The organism is Curtobacterium sp. AB7, from assembly GCF_044909335.1.
Classification (GTDB): domain Bacteria; phylum Actinomycetota; class Actinomycetes; order Actinomycetales; family Microbacteriaceae; genus Curtobacterium.
Map to the genome: position 1 here is coordinate 71,511 of NZ_JBIYED010000007.1, position 16,624 is coordinate 88,134.

The window sequence follows — 16,624 nt, forward strand, 5'->3', positions numbered from 1 at the left end:
AGCGCTCCGAGAATCTCCTCTGACCCCCTCGCGGGCTGCGGTCCATCGTGCAACACTGGATGAGCGCACTCGCCGTGGAGTCGTACCCACATCACCCACATCCACAGCGAGCGCGCCCCGCAGACCTCCCGGTCATCGTCGTTCCCCCGAACGGCACCGTCGCGCGCTCGCCCGTGCCCCGGAGGAGGTCAGCAGCGTGTCCACCAACACCACCACCTCGGCCGTGTCGACGAACACGCGGCCGATCACCGTCACCACCCAGTCCATCGTCGGCATCGCCGTCCTCGGGCTGGCGACGTTCTTCGCCATCACCACCGAGCTCATGCCCGTCGGGCTGCTCGGCACGATGAGCGCCGACCTCGGTGTGTCCGAGGCCACCATGGGCATCGTCGTCACCGTGTACGCGGGGGCCGTGGCACTCCTGGCGCTCCCGCTCACCGCCTTCACCGCGAAGCTCCCCCGCAAGGCCGTGCTCGTGTCGACGCTCGTCGGCTACACGGTGTCGAACCTCATGATCGCGTTCGCACCGTCGTTCGCCGTCGTCTGCGCCGGCCGGGTCGTCGGCGGGATCGCGCACGCGCTGTTCTTCTCGGTCGCCTCGGCGTACGCCACCCGGATCGTGCCGCCGCGCCTGGCCGGCCGTGCCATCGCGTTCGTGTACTCGGGCAGCTCGCTCGGGTTCGTGCTCGGCGTGCCCGTCGCCACCTGGGTCGCGCAGCACATCGGCTGGCGCCCCGCCGTGTTCTCGATCGGTGTCGCCGCCGCCGTGCTCGCCGCCGTGGCGCTGCTGTTCCTGCCCGCCGTCAGCGGTGCCTCGTCGCCGCACATCGGGTCCCCGAAGGCCTGGGCGCGCACCGGGCTGCTGTCCGTCGTGATCGCCGACCTGCTCCTGTTCGCCGGGCACTACGTCGTCTACACCTACGTCGGGCCGTACGCGATCGACGCCGGACTCGACGCCTCGATGGTGAGCGGTGTGCTGCTCGTCCTGGGCGGCACCGGAGTCATCGGCCTCTGGCTCGCGGGCATGTTCGTCGACCGGGCGCCGCGCCAGACCCTCATCGCCGCCGTCGCCGTGATGGCCGTCGCGTTCGCCGCGATGCCGTTCGTGCACGGCTCCCTGGTCGGCACGATGGTCGTCGCCGGCGTGTGGATGGCCGCGAACGGCACGACGGGCACGCTCTTCATGGCGGCCGCGATCCGCTCCGGAGGCGTCTCCCCCGACATCGCCGGCGCGCTCATCAACGGTGCGTCGAACATCGGCATCGCCGGCGGCGCAGCCATCGGCGGCCAGGCCCTCGGGATCGTCGGGTTGCAGTACCTGCCGTTCGCCGGTGGTGCCGTGCTGCTCGGGTCGCTCGGGGTCGTCGTGCTGTCGCGTCGGGGCTTCCCGGTGCACACGGTCGGGCAGGAGCACCTGTCGACGTCGTCGATCGAGGCGATCACGTCCTCGCTCGCGGTGGTCACCACGTCGGTGCCCGTCGTCGGTCGCGCGATCCAGACCCTGACCGGGTCGGTCGCGACGGTCACGGGCTCGCACCGCACGCACCGCACGCAGTAGCGCGGCGCGGGGGGCGGGCGTCGGGCGCGTCCGCGTCGGCCTCGCGCTGCGCCGAGGTTCCGAAATCTCGGCATCTCGGCGGTCCTGGCGGCGATCCGTGGAACCTCGGCGGTGGGGCGGCGGCATGTCGTGGAACCCCGGCGGCGAGGTCCGGGCGTGGCGTCGTCGCGGCGGGGTGTGGCGGCGTGTGGCGAGGGGCAGCGGCGACATGCCGCGCGCGCGGCGTCGAGGTTCCACGAACTGCCGCGCGCGCGGCGTCGAGGTTCCACGAACCGTCCTCGGCACCGCCGAGATGGGCAGATTTCGGAACCTCGGGGGTGGGGCGGCGGCGTGTCGGGGCGGCGGCGTGGCCGTGCAGCAACACGACGAAGGGCGGGCCGGCATCGCGCCGGGCCCGCCCCTCGTCGTGACCGATCAGTCCTGCAGGTGGCTCCGGCGACGGTTGCGCACCGCGCGGTAGGTCAGCAGCGCCGCACCGAGCAGCACGAGCACCCCGGCCGCGATCAGCCCCGGCTTCAGGTCCGCACCGGTGTAGGCCAGCGGCCCGCCGTCGCCGACGTCACCCGAACCGGAAGCCGGCGCGTTGCCCGATCCCCCGGCGGCCGGCACGGTCGGGACCGCCGTGGGCGAGGTGGTCGGCGCACTGGGCGACGGCGACGGAGCCGGGGTCACGGCGGCCTCGACCACGAAGGCGAGCGGCGTCGCAGCACCCTCCTCGGGCGTGACCACGGTCACCGGAGTGGCCCCGTCGACGTCGACCGTGATCGTGTACTCGGTCGTCGGCTGCAGGTCGACGAGGTCGAAGGCGCCGTCGTCGTCGGTCGCCACGGTCACCGGCGGGCCGGCCTCCGGGTCGGTCGGCGTCGCGACGACGTCCACGCCGGCGACCGGGTCGCCGTTCGTGTCCACGACGGTGCCGGGCTGGTCGGTCGTGACGACCTCGGGCGCGGCGGGGGTCTCGAACGGCAGGTTCGACGTCACGCTGGTGCCGGCTACCGCGGCGATGCCGGTGTTCGCGGTGTCACCGGTCGCTCCCGCGGCGGGGACCACCGTGCGGACCGTGTAGGTGCCCGCAACCGTGGCGAAGGTGTAGCGGCCGTCGGCGTCGGTGGTGTCCGAGCCGACGACGGCGCCGTTCTCGTCGAGGAGCTCGACGACCACGCCGGCCGGCACGGGCGTCCCGTCGAGGGACACGACACCGGTCACGGTGGCGATGACGGCGGGCGGGGCGACGATCGGCTCGGGCTCGACCGGTGCTGCACCGGCGTCACCGGTGGTGATCGACACCGGCGGCTCGTCGGCGACGGAGACGTCCAGCTCGGTGCCGGCGGGCAGGTCGGAACCGGTGTACACACCGTCACTGTTCGTCGTGGTGTCGACCAGCGTGTCGCCGGTGTCGGGGTCGGTGATGACGACCGGGATGTTCGACACGGGGTTGCCGTCCTCGTCGGTCACCGTGCCGATCACCGCTGCGGTCGCCGGAGGCGAGTCGAACGCGAAGTCGACGACCCCGTCGACTCCGCCCGGGGTGCCCTCGACAGCGAGCGACACACGCTGCGGCTGCTCCGGGCCGTCAGCACCCGTCGGCGCGGTGATCTCGACGCGGTAGTTCGCGATCACCGGCAACTGCGGGAACACGTAGTTGCCGTCGGCGTCGGTGGTCGTCGTGTAGACGGTGCCGCGCGGTGCGGTCACGGTGACGGTCGCACCGGAGATCGGCGTGCCGTCGAGGGTCGCGGTACCGCTGATGGCCGCGGTGCGGTTGGCGAACCAAGTCTGGTACACCGGGAACCCGCTGCGCTGCTGGTACGTGATGGTCAGGCTGGTGAGCGAAACGGTGGGGGTGAACCACGCTGTGGCGCCCGCGGTGTCCGACGCGGCGGCGTTGCCGGTCAGGGTGCGCGTGGCCTCGTCCCACGTCGGCTTGTCCTGGCCCGTCGTGCCGTCGGGGTCCGGGGTGCAGGACCAGCCGCCTGCCACGGCAGCAGAGCATGAGTTGTATCCGGTCGTGCCACCGGCCCGGCCGTTGAAACCGAGCTGCTCCCCGGTCGCAGCACCGCCGCCGGCCACCGTGGCCGAGATCGTGGCCTGGTCGGCGTCGATGTCCCCGAGGACGAACGACCAGCTCTGCGCGCCGGGCGTCGCGCCATCGAACGTGTAGGTGGTGGTCGACGCCGAGTCGCCGTTGGGACGGTCAGCCTGAGGACGCTGGTTCATGTACGTCTGCCCACGACTCGTGCCGTAGACCGCACCGACCGGTGTCCCCGCCGACTGCCACGTCGACGCCCCGCTGATCACGGTCGACTGCCGCGAGTTCGAGGTGAACGTCGTCGCGGGGAACCCGGCCAACGTCATCGTGCCGGTGTACGCCTTCGAGGCCCCGCTCAGGGTGAACGTGCCCCAGTTGCCCGCGGGTTCGGCCGAGGCGCTCGTCGCGCCGCCGATCGCGAGTCCTGCTCCGAGTGCGAGGGCGGTGAACCCCGCCGTGACCGCGCGCCAGCGCCGCATGTGTACTCCCCTGGTGATGACGTCGGCGTGCCCCGACGTCCGTGCAGGCTATCCAGACGGCGCGGACCCGGTCCGCACCGACACCACATCGTGATTCAGGCGGGTCGGTCGAGCAGCACGAGCAGCGCGTCCACCGCGGCGACCTGGCCCGCGACGAGCCGCTCCCGCGCCTCGGCGACCGGCACCCACCGGGCGTCGTCGACCTCCGGCACGTCGACGAACCGTCCCGAGCCGCGTGGCAGCTCGAGCCGGACGGTGTTGCTCCGCACAACGGCGACCTCGAACGCCGGCGCCGGGGCGGCGAACACCCGCACGCGCTTGCCCGAGGCCTGCCGGAACTCGCCGAGGCCCGTGACGTCGTCGGCGGCCACGGGTGCGGGGACCCCGATCTCCTCACCGAACTCGCGGATCGCCGTCGCGAGCGGGTCCTCGCCGGGTTCGACGAGGCCCTTCGGGATCGACCAGGCCCGTGGTCGGTTCCGCCAGAACGGCCCGCCCATGTGCGCGACGAAGACCTCCGGCCCGGCCGGACCGGTCCGGTGCAGCAACAGTCCGGCGCTCACCACCACGCCTGCGAGACTACGCGGGGTCGGCCAGGAGGCCCGGTCTGCGTCCGCCGCCCGCGGTCACCACCGCGCACGGCCGGTTCCACCGCCCCCGACCGGAGTACCGTGTGGCGCACGGAGCGCCATGTGACGCCCCCGAAGCCTGCGATGGAGGAGGCCGATCGGGATGGACGAGCGATGGACGACGGTGACGTTGGCCGCCGACGCGGCGATGCCCCACGACGAGGCCCTGCGGTGGATCGTGGCCCGCGCCGGTGCCGGTGTCGAGCGGCTGCGGATCATCGGCGCCGACCACGCGCTGGAGGGCCGGACGCCGGTCGCCGACCAGCTCGCCGAGGCCTCGCGGACCGCCCTGCCCGGTGTGGCGGTCGAGGTGCACCGGCACGCGGGCCCGTTCGCCGCAGCCCTGGTCGAGGAGTCGGACGGCGGTGACCTGCTCGTGATCGGGAGCTTCCGCCACCGGCGCGGATCGACGGCCGGCGGCGACCCGGCGCGGGTCGCCGAGCGCGCTGCCGTCCCGACCGTGGTCGTGCCGGAGGGTCCGCACCCGATCGACGGCGACGTGGTGCTCGCGGTGGAGGACCCGATCGACGAACGTGCGGTGTCCATCGCCGTCGACGAGGCCGTCCGGCGGAACCGACGGCTGACGCTCCTGCGCGCGTGGGAGATGCCCGTGCTCACCCGGACGGGACTGACCGACTTCGCCGAGGACCCGCTCCGGTGGCGCACCAGCAACGCCGAGCTGCTGCAACGGGTGACGTCCGTGCTGACGGCGCGGTACCCCTCGCTGCGCCTCCGTCCGCTGCTGGTCGAGGGCCACCCGGGTCACGCGATCGCCTCGCACACCCGCCGTGCGTCGCTTGTGGTGCTCGGTCGCGGGCACGTGCGCGCGCTCTCGGGCTCGTTGCTCCACGACGTCGTGCGCGAGACCGCTGCCCCGGTCTGCGTGGTCCCGCCGGCGGCGCACCAGGACAGCCGAGCGGCCACGGCGACCGAGACCGCCGGTGGGATCAGCCGGCGAGGGCGCGGATCGCGGCGGCCATCCGCGCGGTCAGGTACGTGACGCCGCGCTCGTTCGGGTGCAGGGCGCCGGCCTCCAGGTCGATCTTCCGGAGGTCACCGGAACCGGTGAGCGTCACCCCGGCCACGTAGCGCTTCGACGCGGCGCACGGCGAGTGGTCCTGCGTGCTCGCGAAGACGTCGACGAACCGCACCCCGGCGGCGGCAGCAGCGGACCGGGAGACCTCGTTGAGCTCGTCCTGGACACCGTGCAGGTACTCGACGTCGGTGTCCGTGAACGGGTAGGTGTCCGACGGGAACGAGCCCGCCAGGGTGCCGAGGTCGAGTGCGGACCGGAAGCAGCCCTTCGCAGGGGTGTCCTCGGCGTCCGGGAAGATCGCCGGGTACCCGAGGAACACGACGACGGCGTTCGGGGCGGCCCGCTGCACCGCGCCGAGGGTGTCGGCGATGCCGAGGGCCACGCGCGACTGGATCTTCACGGCGAGCTGGTCGACGCCGTCCTGCACCAGGGTGCTCTCGCACGACGGGGCGTCGCGGCCCGAGAACACCGGGCCGCTCGCCGAGATCGCCAGGCACGAGGCCGCCGTGCCGAACAGGTCCGCGTCGTTGCCGCCGATCGTCAGGGTCACCAGACGGGTGCGGTCGGACAACGACTCGATCTGGGGTGGGACCCCCTTGAACTGGTGGCCCGTGGTGACGTCGTCGCTCGTGGCGCCGGCGCACGTGACGTCGGTCAGGGCGAGCCCGAACTGCGCCGCGAGCCGGTGCGGGTAGTCGCGCGCCGACTGCACGCACGCGTTCGTGGGCAGCCCGGTGCGGTCCTCCAGGCCGTACCCGGCCGAGTAGGAGTCGCCGAGCGCCACGTACTCACTGCCCGGCGGGATCGCGTCGAGCGACTCGGCGGGGTCGGTGGTCACGGGGTACGGCTCCGGCACCGGCCACATCGGCGCCGCGGAGGCCGTCGGCGCGCCGACGGACCCGCCGAGGCCCGCCGCCACGAGACAGACGGCGCCGACCACCGCCAGGGCGGCGCGCAGTGGTCGGCGGGCGATCCGGAGCAGCTCCGGCCTCAGCGGCGTCCGAGGCGACGCTCGCCGCCGCTGCCCGTGCGGTACTCGAGGCCGTAGTGCTGGAACAGCTCGGGCTCGGTCGCGGCGTCGAGTTCACCGTCGGTCGCGATGGAGGGTGCGTCCTTCACGAGCTTCTTCGGGAAGGTCACGCGCAGGTGCTTCGGTGCGACGGTCGCCCCGACGAGGGGGACGAACACGAGCTTCTGGAAGCCGACCATCCCGGTCGTGAGCGCACCGAACGCCGGCTCGGACGTGGCGGTGTCGTAGTAGATGCTCTCGAGCGTCCCGACCTTGTCCTCGGCCTCGTCGACGACGGGCAGGCCGATCCAGTCACGGATGTTGGCGGCTTCGAACACGAAGGACTCCTTCCGAGTGCCCGGTGTGTCCGGGTGGCTCTCGGTCGACGCTACCGGTCGGTCGCCTGTGCGGTCACCCCGAGCACGTCGAGCCGGTCCACCGCGGCGAGCACGTCGGCCGCGCCGACCGCCAGGATCGCCGGGTCGGGGTCCTCGGCGAAGACGTCGCCACGCCGGACCGAGGCATCGGTGAGCACGATGTGCGGACCCGATGCGGGCGGTCCCCAGGCCTCCGGCGGCGCCGGGCCGAAGAGCACCACCGACGGCACGCCGTAGGCGGTGGCGAGGTGCGCGGCGCCGGTGTCGACGGTGACGACGAGCCGCGCCGCGGCGATGACACCGGCGAACTCCTGCAGCTCCAGGGAGCCGGCCAGGACCGCCCCCGGCGCCAGGCCGACCGCGTCGGCGACGGCACGTGCGCGGACGACGTCGTCCGCGCCTCCCGTCAGGACCACGTCGGCACCGCGCTCCCGCAGTCCGCGCACCACGTCGGCGAAGCGGTCCGTGGGCCAGTGCCGCGCCCCGTGGAACGCACCCACGTGGACGACCGCGGCGTCGGCGACCACGGGCGGTGCCGCGGGGCGGTCGACGGCCACGTCGTCGGCGTCGGCGGGCACGCCGTGCCAGGTGAGCAGGTCCGCCCAGCGGTCGCGCTCGTGCACGTCGGACGGCCACTCCGGACCGTCGTAGCCGTGGGTCGGGTCGGCGTGCCCGATGACCCGACGGGGCTGCAGGGCGGCGATCAGGTCGGACGACTCGGGGCCCGCGCCGTGCAGGTTCACCGCGACGTCGACCGTGCCGGCGGGGACGTTGATCGGGTGGTCGAGGCCGTGCTGGGCCAGGTGGACGTCCACGGCGGGGACGAGCTCGACGACGGGCGCCAGCCATGCGGTCGTCGCGAGGGTGATGCGGTGGTCGGGGAACGCCCGTCGCAGGGCGCGGAGCGCAGGGACGGCGACCAGGAGGTCGCCGAGCTTGATGGCGCGGAGGACGACGAGTTCCGGGCGTCCGTCGGCGGCGGGCAGGGTCTCGAGTGCGGTCACGGGCGCGACGGTAGGCGGTGCCCGCTGGTGGCGTCGGCAGCGGGCGCGTTCCCCGGCTGTCCTGAACCGGCACGCGGCCGCCGACCGGTACTCCGATGCCATGCCCCTCGCACCGGACCGCGCGATCCGCGGCCTGCTCTTCGACCGCGACGACACCCTCGTCGTGGACGTCCCGTACAACGCCGACCCGCGCCTGGTGGTGCCCGTCCCCGGTGCCCGTCGCGCCGTGGAGCGGGCTCGTGCAGCCGGGCTGCTGCTCGGCGTGGTCACGAACCAGTCCGTGGTCGCGAAGGGCCTCGCGACGCGCGAGGAGGTCGACGCGACGAACGCCCGCGTGGACGCACTCGTCGGACCGTTCGCCGTCTGGTGCGTCTGCCCGCACGACGCCGGCGACGACTGCGCCTGCCGGAAGCCGCGGCCGGGCATGGTCCTCGACGCCGCCGAGCGACTCGGGGTCCCGCCGGAGGCGCTCGTGGTGGTCGGCGACATCGGTGCCGACGTGCAGGCGGCGCGGGCCGCAGGGGCGCAGGGCGTGCTCGTGCCGACCCCGCGCACGCGGCCCGAGGAGGTCGACGCCGCCGAGACCGTCGCGGCGACCCTCGCCGAGGCCGTCGACCTGGTGATCGCCTCGGCCGGACCGTCGACCGTCGAGACGGACCGCACATGAGCCGTCCCCGCGTCCTCGTGGCGCGCCTCGACTCGTTCGGTGACGTCCTGGTCGCCGGCCCTGCCGTCCGCGCCGTCGCCGCCGGGGCCTCGCACGTCACGATGCTGTGCGGACCGCAGGGCGCTCCGGCCGCCGACCTGCTGCCCGGCGTGGACCGCGTCCGGGTGTGGGCGGCGCCCTGGGTCACCGAGACCGCGCGGCCGATCGACGACGCCGTGCTCGCCGAGTTCCGCGCGCTCGTCGCCGAGGAGCGTCCCGATGAAGCGGTCGTCCTCACCTCGTTCCACCAGTCGCCGCTGCCCCTGGCGCTGCTCCTCCGCCTCGCCGGTGTCCCCCGCGTCTCCGGGGCCTCGGTCGACCACCCGGGGGCGCTCCTCGACGTCCGCCTGCGACCCGGCGAGGACCTGCCCGAGGACGTCCCCGAGCCCGAACGCGCGCTGCGGATCGCCGAGGCGGCCGGGTTCCGGCTGCCGCCGGAGGACGACGGGAGGCTCGCGGTGCGTCACGACGCCGTCGCACCCCGGTCCGTGGCCGGGCTGGGACGGTACGTGGTCGTGCACCCCGGCGCGAGCGTGCCGGCCCGGTCGTGGCCGGCATCGCACCACCGCGAGCTCGTCGCCGCCTACGCCGAGCGCGGCGTGGCCGTCGTCGTCACCGGCTCCCCCGGTGAACGCGACCTCACGGCCGCCGTCGCCGGCACCACCGGCATCGACCTCGGCGGACGGACCACGCCCGCCGAACTCGCCGCGGTCCTGGCCGGAGCCGAGGTCGTCGTCGTCGGCAACACCGGGCCGGCGCACCTCGCCGCGGCGGTCGGCGTACCGATCGTCAGCCTCTTCTCGCCCGTCGTCCCCGCCGTCAAGTGGGCGCCGTACGCACCGCTGGTCGAACTGCTCGGGGACCAGTCCGCGCCGTGCCGGCTCAGCCGGGCGCGGGAGTGCCCCGTCGCCGGGCACCCGTGCCTGTCCACGGTGCGCATCGAGGACGTGCTCGCAGCCCACGAACGACTGCTCGTCCGCGCTTCGCGGATGGAACCGAGAAGTCTGCGGAGCGCGCCAGAAGGTGCTGCGTAGCGTCCTCCACTGCTCGGGCTTCTCGACTCCGACCCGCCCGCACCGCGACACCCTCCCGCTGCCCCGACCCGAACGGAAGGCCCTCCATGCGCATCCTCGTCTGGCACGTCCACGGCGGCTGGATGGACGCCTTCGTCCGCGGCCCGCACGACTACCTGATCCCGACCACGCCGGCGCGCGATGCCTGGGGCCTGGGACGTGGCGGGCGCGCCTGGCCGGCGTCCGCGATCGAGATCGACCCCGCCGACGTCGCCGACGCCGAGGTCGACGTGGTCGTCCTGCAACGCACCGAGGAGCTCGACGCGGCGAAGCGCCTGCTCGCCGGCCGCGACGTGCCGATCGTCTTCGTCGAGCACAACGCGCCCCGCGCCGACGTGCCGAACAGCCTCCACCCGTTCCGCGACCGCGACGACCTGACCATCGCGCACGTCACGCACTGGAACGCGCTCATGTGGGACTGCGGCACCACGCGCACCACGGTCGTCGAACACGGCGTCGTCGACCCCGGCCCGCGCTACACCGGCTCGCTCGACCGCCTCGGCGTCGTCATCAACGAACCCGTCCGTCGGGACCGCGTCGTCGGCACCGACCTGCTCCCCCGCTTCGCGACCGTGGCCCCCGTCGACGTCTGGGGCATGGGCACCGAACGGCTGCCGGAGCTCGGCTTCGGCGACGCCGTGGTCGCCCGCGGTGACGTGCCCTCGGATCCGATGCACACGGCACTCGCCGAACGCCGCGCGTACGTCCACCCGAACCGGTGGACCTCGCTCGGCCTGTCACTCCTCGAGGCGATGCACCTGGCGATGCCGGTCCTGGTGCTCGCGACGACGGACGCGGCCCGCACGGTGCCGGGCGAGGCCGGCGCGATCGCGACCGACGTCGAGGAGCTGGTGCGGGCCTCCCGGATCCTCATCGAGGACCCCGACGAGGCGCGCCGACGGGGCGCCGTGGCACGGGAGGCCGTGCTCGCACGGCACGCGCTCGGCCGTTTCACCGCCGACTGGGACGACCTGCTCGACGACGCCGTGACCCGCGGCGCCGGCCGCGACCGTGCGGCTGCCGCCACGTTCGAGGGGAGCCTCCGATGAAGATCGCGATGGTGTCGGAGCACGCGAGCCCGCTCGCCGTGCTGGGCGGTGTCGACGCCGGCGGACAGAACGTCCACGTGGCCGAACTGTCCGGGGCGCTCGCGGACCGCGGGCACCAGGTGACCGTCTACACGCGGCGCGACGACGCGTCCGCGCCGGTCCGGGTGCCGCTGCGTCCGGGCGTCGACGTCGTGCACGTCGACGCCGGTCCGGCGCGGCACGTGCCGAAGGACGAGCTGTTCCCCTTCATGGGGACGTTCGCGTCGGTGCTCGCCGCGGAGTGGTTCGTGGACCGGCCCGACGTCGTGCACGCCCACTTCTGGATGTCCGGGCACGCGGCACTCGATGCCGTCGCGCAGGTGCAGGCCCGGACCGGCGGCACCCGCATCGCCGTCGCGCAGACCTTCCACGCGCTCGGCGTCGTGAAGCGTCGACACCAGGGCTCCGCGGACACGAGTCCCGCCGAGCGCGAGTGGCTCGAACCGGCCGTCGGACGCAGCGCCGACCAGGTCGTCGCGACGTGCTCCGACGAGGCCTTCGAACTCAAGACCCTCGGCGTCCCCCTGCAGCGCATCTCCGTCGTCCCGTGCGGCGTCGACGTCGCGCTGTTCCGGCCCGACGGACCCGTCGAGGAGCGCGGCCGTCGGCAGCGGGTGCTCACCGTGTCACGGCTGGTCCGTCGCAAGGGCGTCGGTACGACCATCGCCGCGCTCGCCGCACTGGTCGCCGAGGGGCGCGACGTCGAACTCGTGGTCGTCGGCGGTGCCGGCGTCGCTGGGGCCGACCTGGTGGACGACCCCGAGTACCAGCGGCTCGACGCGCTCGCGCGGTCGCTCGGGGTCCGTGACCACGTGACCTTCCGGGGACAGCTGGGGCAGCACGAGATGCCCGCCGTGTACCGGAGCGCCGACGTCGTGGTCTGCGCACCCTGGTACGAGCCGTTCGGCATCGTCCCGCTCGAGGCGATGGCCTGCGGTCGACCCGTCGTCGCGTCGAGCGTCGGTGGGCTCATCGACACCGTCGTCGAGGACGGCACGGGCCTGCACGTACCGCCGCGCGACGAGGCCGCGGTCGCCGCTGCCGTCGGCGCCCTGCTCGACGACCCGGACCGCCGCGAGGCCCTCGGACGCGCCGGCCGTGCACGTGCGGAATCGCGGTACACGTGGCAGAAGGTCGCCGCGGACAGCGAGCGCGTCTACGAGCGGCTCCTCGCCGGTGCGATCGCCGTGGCCGCACCGACCACCACGGCGGGTGCGCCGCAGCGCCCCGCCACCCACGCCGGACGGGTCCCGCGTGCCGCACAGCCGACCGAGAGGACCGCACGATGACCATCGACCAGCAGCCCGGCATCGACGAGCACACGACCGCGAGTGCACGCATCGTGCTCGACCACGTCGCCGCCGCGGTCCCCGTGATCGCCTCCCTCGTCGACCACCGAGACGACATCGCCGCCTGGGCCGACGACATCGCGGCCCGGCTCGTCGCCGGTCGCCGCCTGCTCGCCGCGGGCAACGGCGGGTCGGCCGCCGAGGCGCAGCACCTGACCTCGGAGCTCACCGGACGGTTCGACGGCGACCGCCCCGCCTACTCCGCGATCTCGCTGCACGCGGAGACCTCGGCCGTCACGGCGATCGGCAACGACTACGGCTTCGACCAGGTCTTCGCCCGGCAGGTGTCGGCGCACGCCCGGGCGGGTGACGTCGTCGTCCTGCTGTCGACGAGCGGCAAGAGCCCGAACCTGCTCCGCGCCGCCGAGGCCGCCCGTGCCGTCGGCGCTCGGACGATCGCGATGACCGGGCCGCGGCCGAACCCCCTCGCCGAGGCGGTGGACGACGCGATCTGCATCGCAGGGCCGTCCGCCAACGTGCAGGAGGCGCAGCTCGTGCTCGTGCACGCCCTGTGCCGGGCGATGGAGCCCGCACTGCGCCGCGGGGTCCGACGATGACGCCGCAGCAGCCGGCAGCGCAGCGACCGGCCGCGCCGGCCCGCGCTGCGGGTCGTCGCCTGCGGATCGTCGTCGTCGGCGACACCCTGCTCGACGTCGACGTGGCCGGCACCAGCGATCGGCTCAGCCCGGACGCGCCCGTGCCCGTGGTCGACGTCACGACCGACGTCCGCCGCGCCGGGGGTGCGGGACTCGTCGCCACGATGCTGGTGCGCGACGGACACGACGTCACCCTGGTCACCGTCCTGGGCGACGACACCCGCGCGCAAGAGCTCCGCGACCTGCTCCCCGACGTCACCGTGGTGGCCGGGCCCTCCGGTGCCCCGACGCCGGTGAAGACCCGCGTGCGCGTCGTCGACCACGCGCTGGTCCGCATCGACGAGGGCTGTGCCACTCCGCCCGTGCCCGAGGCCACCGACGCCATGACGGCCGCCCTCGACGACGTCGACGCGATCGTCGTCGCCGACTACGGCCGCGGGGTCGTCGCCGCTCCGGCGCTGCGGGAGGCCCTCGCGCGCGTCGCCGAGCACACCCCCGTGGTCTGGGACCCGCACCCGAAGGGCGCCGCACCCGTGCCCGGGATCACCGTGGCCACCCCGAACGCCGCCGAGGCCCGCCGGTTCACCGACGTCGAGGGCCACGGCGTGCCCTTCGCGACCGTGGCCGCGGCGGCCCTCGTCGAGCAGTGGGGCGTCGGCGCCGTCGCGGTGACGCTCGGTGACCGCGGAGCACTCCTCGCCGACGACCGTTCGGACAGCCGCTTCGTGCCGGCGCCCTCCGTCACCGCCGGCGACCCGTGCGGCGCCGGGGACCGGTTGGCGGCCGGTGTCGCCGTCGCGCTGGCCTCCGGCGCCGACGTGGCCGAGGCGCTCGCCGCCGGTGTCCTCGCGGCGTCCGAGTACCTCGCCGCGGGCGGGGTCACCGCGCTCTTCGCCGCCGACGTCCCCGCGCCGCTCCCCGGTGCCGACCGCGACGCCCTGCGCACCGTGCACGACGTCCGGGGCGCCGGCGGTACCGTCGTCGCGACCGGCGGCTGCTTCGACCTGCTGCACGCCGGGCACGCCCGCACCCTGTCCGCGGCGCGGGCACTCGGCGACTGCCTGGTCGTGTGCCTCAACTCCGACAGCTCGGTGCGAGCGCTCAAGGGTCCGGACCGGCCGATCATGACCCAGGACGACCGCGTCGAACTGCTGCTCGCCCTGGACTGCGTCGACGCCGTCGTGGTGTTCGACGAGCAGACCCCCGACGAGGCGCTCCGCCGCTTCCGCCCGGACGTCTGGGCGAAGGGCGGCGACTACACCGCGAGCGAGCTGCCCGAGGCAGCGACGCTCGCCGAGTGGGGCGGACGCGTCGTCACCGTCCCGTTCCACCCCGGCCGCTCGACGACCCGGCTCGCCGCAGCGCTCGAACACGTCGGCTGAGTCCGACGGATCCACGCCCCTACGGAAGGAAGTCCATGCCCGTCCCCACCACCCCCATCGGCCGCGTGCTCGTCACCGGCGGCGCCTCCGGACTCGGCGCGGCGGTCGTCGCTGCGGTCGTCGAGGCCGGCGGCACCCCGATCGTCCTCGACCTGCGCGTCGACGCAGTGTCCGAGGGCATCGACGCCATGGCCGTCGACGTGGCCGACACGGACGCGGTCGAGCAGGCGGTCCGCCAGGCGGCCGAGCGTCACGACGGACTCGACGCGGTCGTGACCGCCGCGGGGATCGACACCCCGGCACCGATCGACGCGATCTCCTCCGGCAACTGGGAGAAGATCGTCGCGGTCAACCTGATCGGCACCGCCTCGGTCGTCCGCGCCGCTCTGCCCGCCCTCGAGGCGGCGCACGGCCGCGTCGTGACGATCTCGTCCTCGCTCGCCCTGCGCGGCGTCGGCGACGGCACCGCCTACTCGGCGTCGAAGTTCGGTGTCCGCGGCTTCTCCCAGGCCCTGGCCGCCGAGACCGCCGGCCGCATCGGTGTCACCAACGTGATCCCGGCCGGCATGCGCACGAACTTCTTCGCCGACCGCACCGAGCAGTACAAGCCGGGTCCGGACGCGCAGCTCATCGAGCCGGAGTACGTCGCGAACGCGATCCTCTTCGCGCTGTCGCAGCCGGCCGGCTGCGAGATCCGGGAGCTGTCGATCATGCCCGCAACGGAGCCGAGCTGGCCGTAGGCGCTCGCGCCGCGCCGCGCCGCTGCCTGGCGCGTTGGTCGTTGCCACGGGGCGGACGGGAGGCGCGGTGCCGGTCGTGCGCCGGGCCGCCCGTCCGTCCGTCTTGTCACGTTGCCTGCGCGGTGCGGCGTGCGTCGTTCGGTGCGGGGTTGACGGCGTGGTGCGCGCTTGCAGCGCGGCACGCAGCGGTCAACCGCACACGGGGTGGCGACGCGCGCACGGTGCGGACGGGAGGCGCGTGCCGGGTTGGCACCGTGCCTCCCGTCCGTCCGTCTTGTCACGTTGCTTGCGCGGTGCGGCGTGCGTCGTTCGGTGCGGGGTTGACGGCGTGGTGCGCGCTTGCAGCGCCGCACGCAGCGGTCAATCCCGCACGGGGTGGGAACGTGCGCACGGGGCGGTCAGACGGTGCGGAGCAGGTCGGCGACGTCGTCGAGGACCTGCTGCGGGTCGACCTCGTCGACGTAGGACGGGTCGTGCGCGCAGCGTTCGGCTGTCCACCCCACCTGCGTGACGTCGACCCCGCACACCGGGCAGCGCGTGACGTAGGACAGGTGCACGCGGTGGCGCCCGCGGTCGAACGGCCCGGCGTTGACGACGTTGCCGAACCAGAACACACCGACCGTGGGGGTCCCGACGGCGACCGCCAGGTGCCGCGGGCCGGAGTCGTCGCCGACCATGACGTCGGCGGCGGCGAGCACGGCGGGGAGCTCGCGGAGCGGCACGGCGCCGGTCAGGTCGTGCACGCGTCCGGCGAGGTCGGCGGGCAGCGCCTCGACGATGGCGGTCGACGCCGGTACGTCGGACGCGTCGCCGACGAGCACCACGTCGTCCCCGGCGGCGAGCCGGACACGGGCGACCTCGGCGAAGCGCGAGGGGCTCCATCGGCGGCGCGGATCCGTCGCTCCGGGGTGGATCGCCAGGAGCCGGGTGCCGTTCCCCGCGACGCCCAGCCGCTCGCGGACCGCCGATCGCTCGTCGTCGGACACGCGCACCCGCGGGTCGAGCGTCACGGGGGCGGCCCCCGCGAGCGACACGACCTCGAGGGCACGCAGGACCTCGTGCTGGTAGTAGACGTAGCGCACCCAGCGCTCGAGGACCTCGGCGTCCTCGGTTGCGGTGCCGACGGTGTGCCGGGCGCCGAGCCGGAGCAGGAACGGGTTCGAGTTGCGGCCACCACCGTGCAGCTGCACCGCGAGGTCGAACCGGCCGGACAGCCGGGCGAAGAAGTCCTCGGCATCGGGAGCGTCGTCGCCGGAGTCGCGGACACCCGGTGCGACCGGGAGTTCCTCGAAGGCGTGCACGGCGTCCGTCCGGCCGCCCAGGACCGCTGCCGCGGCGGGCGTTCCGAGGAGCGTGACACGCGCGTCCGGGTAGGCCGCGGCGAGGGCTTCGAGGGCCGGCACGGCGAACATCAGGTCGCCGAGGCCTCCACCGCGGAGCACCGCGATCTCGGTCACGCCGTCGAACCGCTCTCCGCCCACACCGATCTGCTGCACGCCTCTCGTCTACCGGTCGGATGCCGGTGAGACGTCCAGCACCGGGCGGCTGACGGCCACCGATGGACACGAA

Annotated in this window: 15 protein-coding genes; 9 read left to right on the forward strand and 6 right to left on the reverse strand. The window is 74.4% G+C overall.

Features of this window, described 5'->3' with window-relative positions; translation table 11 throughout:
• The first annotated feature begins 196 nt into the window (after positions 1-196).
• Entirely contained in the window at positions 197-1,558 is a 1,362-nt protein-coding gene (locus ABH929_RS14425; protein ID WP_404561710.1) for an MFS transporter, read from the forward strand.
• Positions 1,559-1,972: 414 nt separating this feature from the next.
• Here ABH929_RS14425 and ABH929_RS14430 read toward each other — a convergent pair whose 3' ends face one another.
• A complete protein-coding gene (locus tag ABH929_RS14430) occupies positions 1,973-4,066 on the reverse strand; it encodes a carboxypeptidase regulatory-like domain-containing protein (RefSeq protein WP_404561711.1) in 2,094 nt (697 codons plus the stop codon).
• A 95-nt stretch (positions 4,067-4,161) separates the two neighbouring features.
• Complete coding sequence (locus ABH929_RS14435; RefSeq protein ID WP_404561712.1) at positions 4,162-4,629, reverse strand: NUDIX domain-containing protein; 468 nt, start codon at positions 4,627-4,629, stop codon at positions 4,162-4,164.
• A gap of 169 nt (positions 4,630-4,798) precedes the next feature.
• Here ABH929_RS14435 and ABH929_RS14440 point away from each other — a divergent pair, with 169 nt between their 5' ends.
• Positions 4,799-5,695 carry a universal stress protein gene (locus ABH929_RS14440; protein WP_404561713.1) on the forward strand — a complete coding sequence of 299 codons (897 nt, stop codon included), beginning with the start codon at positions 4,799-4,801 and terminating at the stop codon, positions 5,693-5,695.
• On the opposite strand, the gene ABH929_RS14445 is transcribed toward ABH929_RS14440, so the two are convergent.
• From ABH929_RS14445 to ABH929_RS14455, 3 genes are all read right to left on the reverse strand, one after another.
• On the reverse strand, positions 5,643-6,569 hold the full coding sequence (locus ABH929_RS14445) for an SGNH/GDSL hydrolase family protein (RefSeq protein WP_404561714.1): 927 nt from the start codon (positions 6,567-6,569) through the stop codon (positions 5,643-5,645). The genes ABH929_RS14440 and ABH929_RS14445 overlap by 53 nt on opposite strands.
• 152 nt (positions 6,570-6,721) lie before the next feature.
• A complete protein-coding gene (locus ABH929_RS14450) occupies positions 6,722-7,078 on the reverse strand; it encodes a PRC-barrel domain-containing protein (protein ID WP_111084060.1) in 357 nt (118 codons plus the stop codon).
• A gap of 50 nt (positions 7,079-7,128) precedes the next feature.
• Positions 7,129-8,121, reverse strand: a complete 993-nt coding sequence (locus tag ABH929_RS14455) for a glycosyltransferase family 9 protein (RefSeq protein ID WP_404561715.1) — start codon at positions 8,119-8,121, stop codon at positions 7,129-7,131.
• Between the two features lie 100 nt (positions 8,122-8,221).
• Between ABH929_RS14455 and ABH929_RS14460 the strand changes: the two genes are divergently transcribed.
• The 7 genes from ABH929_RS14460 to ABH929_RS14490 all read left to right on the forward strand — a co-directional run bounded on the left by ABH929_RS14460 (position 8,222) and on the right by ABH929_RS14490 (position 15,055).
• Positions 8,222-8,788 carry an HAD-IIIA family hydrolase gene (locus ABH929_RS14460; RefSeq protein WP_404561716.1) on the forward strand — a complete coding sequence of 189 codons (567 nt, stop codon included), beginning with the start codon at positions 8,222-8,224 and terminating at the stop codon, positions 8,786-8,788.
• The gene (locus ABH929_RS14465) at positions 8,785-9,861 is read left to right on the forward strand and encodes a glycosyltransferase family 9 protein (RefSeq protein ID WP_404561717.1); all 1,077 of its coding nucleotides are present in this window, start codon (positions 8,785-8,787) and stop codon (positions 9,859-9,861) included. The genes ABH929_RS14460 and ABH929_RS14465 overlap by 4 nt, the downstream gene beginning before the upstream one ends.
• An 86-nt stretch (positions 9,862-9,947) precedes the next feature.
• Positions 9,948-10,949, forward strand: a complete 1,002-nt coding sequence (locus tag ABH929_RS14470) for a glycosyltransferase (RefSeq protein ID WP_263090740.1) — start codon at positions 9,948-9,950, stop codon at positions 10,947-10,949.
• Positions 10,946-12,277, forward strand: coding sequence for a glycosyltransferase (locus ABH929_RS14475; protein WP_404561718.1), 1,332 nt, complete (start codon positions 10,946-10,948; stop codon positions 12,275-12,277). Before ABH929_RS14470 ends, ABH929_RS14475 begins: the two co-directional genes overlap by 4 nt.
• Positions 12,274-12,894, forward strand: a complete 621-nt coding sequence (locus ABH929_RS14480; RefSeq protein WP_404561719.1) for an SIS domain-containing protein — start codon at positions 12,274-12,276, stop codon at positions 12,892-12,894. Before ABH929_RS14475 ends, ABH929_RS14480 begins: the two co-directional genes overlap by 4 nt.
• A gap of 59 nt (positions 12,895-12,953) precedes the next feature.
• Positions 12,954-14,315 carry a PfkB family carbohydrate kinase gene (locus ABH929_RS14485; RefSeq protein WP_404561772.1) on the forward strand — a complete coding sequence of 454 codons (1,362 nt, stop codon included), beginning with the start codon at positions 12,954-12,956 and terminating at the stop codon, positions 14,313-14,315.
• Positions 14,316-14,350: 35 nt separating this feature from the next.
• The gene (locus ABH929_RS14490; protein ID WP_404561720.1) at positions 14,351-15,055 is read left to right on the forward strand and encodes an SDR family oxidoreductase; all 705 of its coding nucleotides are present in this window, start codon (positions 14,351-14,353) and stop codon (positions 15,053-15,055) included.
• A gap of 398 nt (positions 15,056-15,453) precedes the next feature.
• Here the strand turns inward: ABH929_RS14490 and ABH929_RS14495 are convergent, their stop codons facing one another.
• Positions 15,454-16,551, reverse strand: coding sequence for a glycosyltransferase family 9 protein (locus tag ABH929_RS14495; protein WP_404561721.1), 1,098 nt, complete (start codon positions 16,549-16,551; stop codon positions 15,454-15,456).
• Positions 16,552-16,624 lie beyond the last annotated feature (73 nt).

Excerpts from the sequence above, each read along its gene's own strand:
- ABH929_RS14430 (WP_404561711.1), bottom strand. The coding sequence starts at position 4,066 with ATGCGGCGCTGGCGCGCGGTCACGGCGGGGTTCACCGCCCTCGCACTC.
- ABH929_RS14440 (WP_404561713.1), top strand. The coding sequence starts at position 4,799 with ATGGACGAGCGATGGACGACGGTGACGTTGGCCGCCGACGCGGCGATG.
- ABH929_RS14460 (WP_404561716.1), top strand. The coding sequence starts at position 8,222 with ATGCCCCTCGCACCGGACCGCGCGATCCGCGGCCTGCTCTTCGACCGC.
- ABH929_RS14465 (WP_404561717.1), top strand. The coding sequence starts at position 8,785 with ATGAGCCGTCCCCGCGTCCTCGTGGCGCGCCTCGACTCGTTCGGTGAC.
- ABH929_RS14470 (WP_263090740.1), top strand. The coding sequence starts at position 9,948 with ATGCGCATCCTCGTCTGGCACGTCCACGGCGGCTGGATGGACGCCTTC.
- ABH929_RS14475 (WP_404561718.1), top strand. The coding sequence starts at position 10,946 with ATGAAGATCGCGATGGTGTCGGAGCACGCGAGCCCGCTCGCCGTGCTG.
- ABH929_RS14480 (WP_404561719.1), top strand. The coding sequence starts at position 12,274 with ATGACCATCGACCAGCAGCCCGGCATCGACGAGCACACGACCGCGAGT.
- ABH929_RS14490 (WP_404561720.1), top strand. The coding sequence starts at position 14,351 with ATGCCCGTCCCCACCACCCCCATCGGCCGCGTGCTCGTCACCGGCGGC.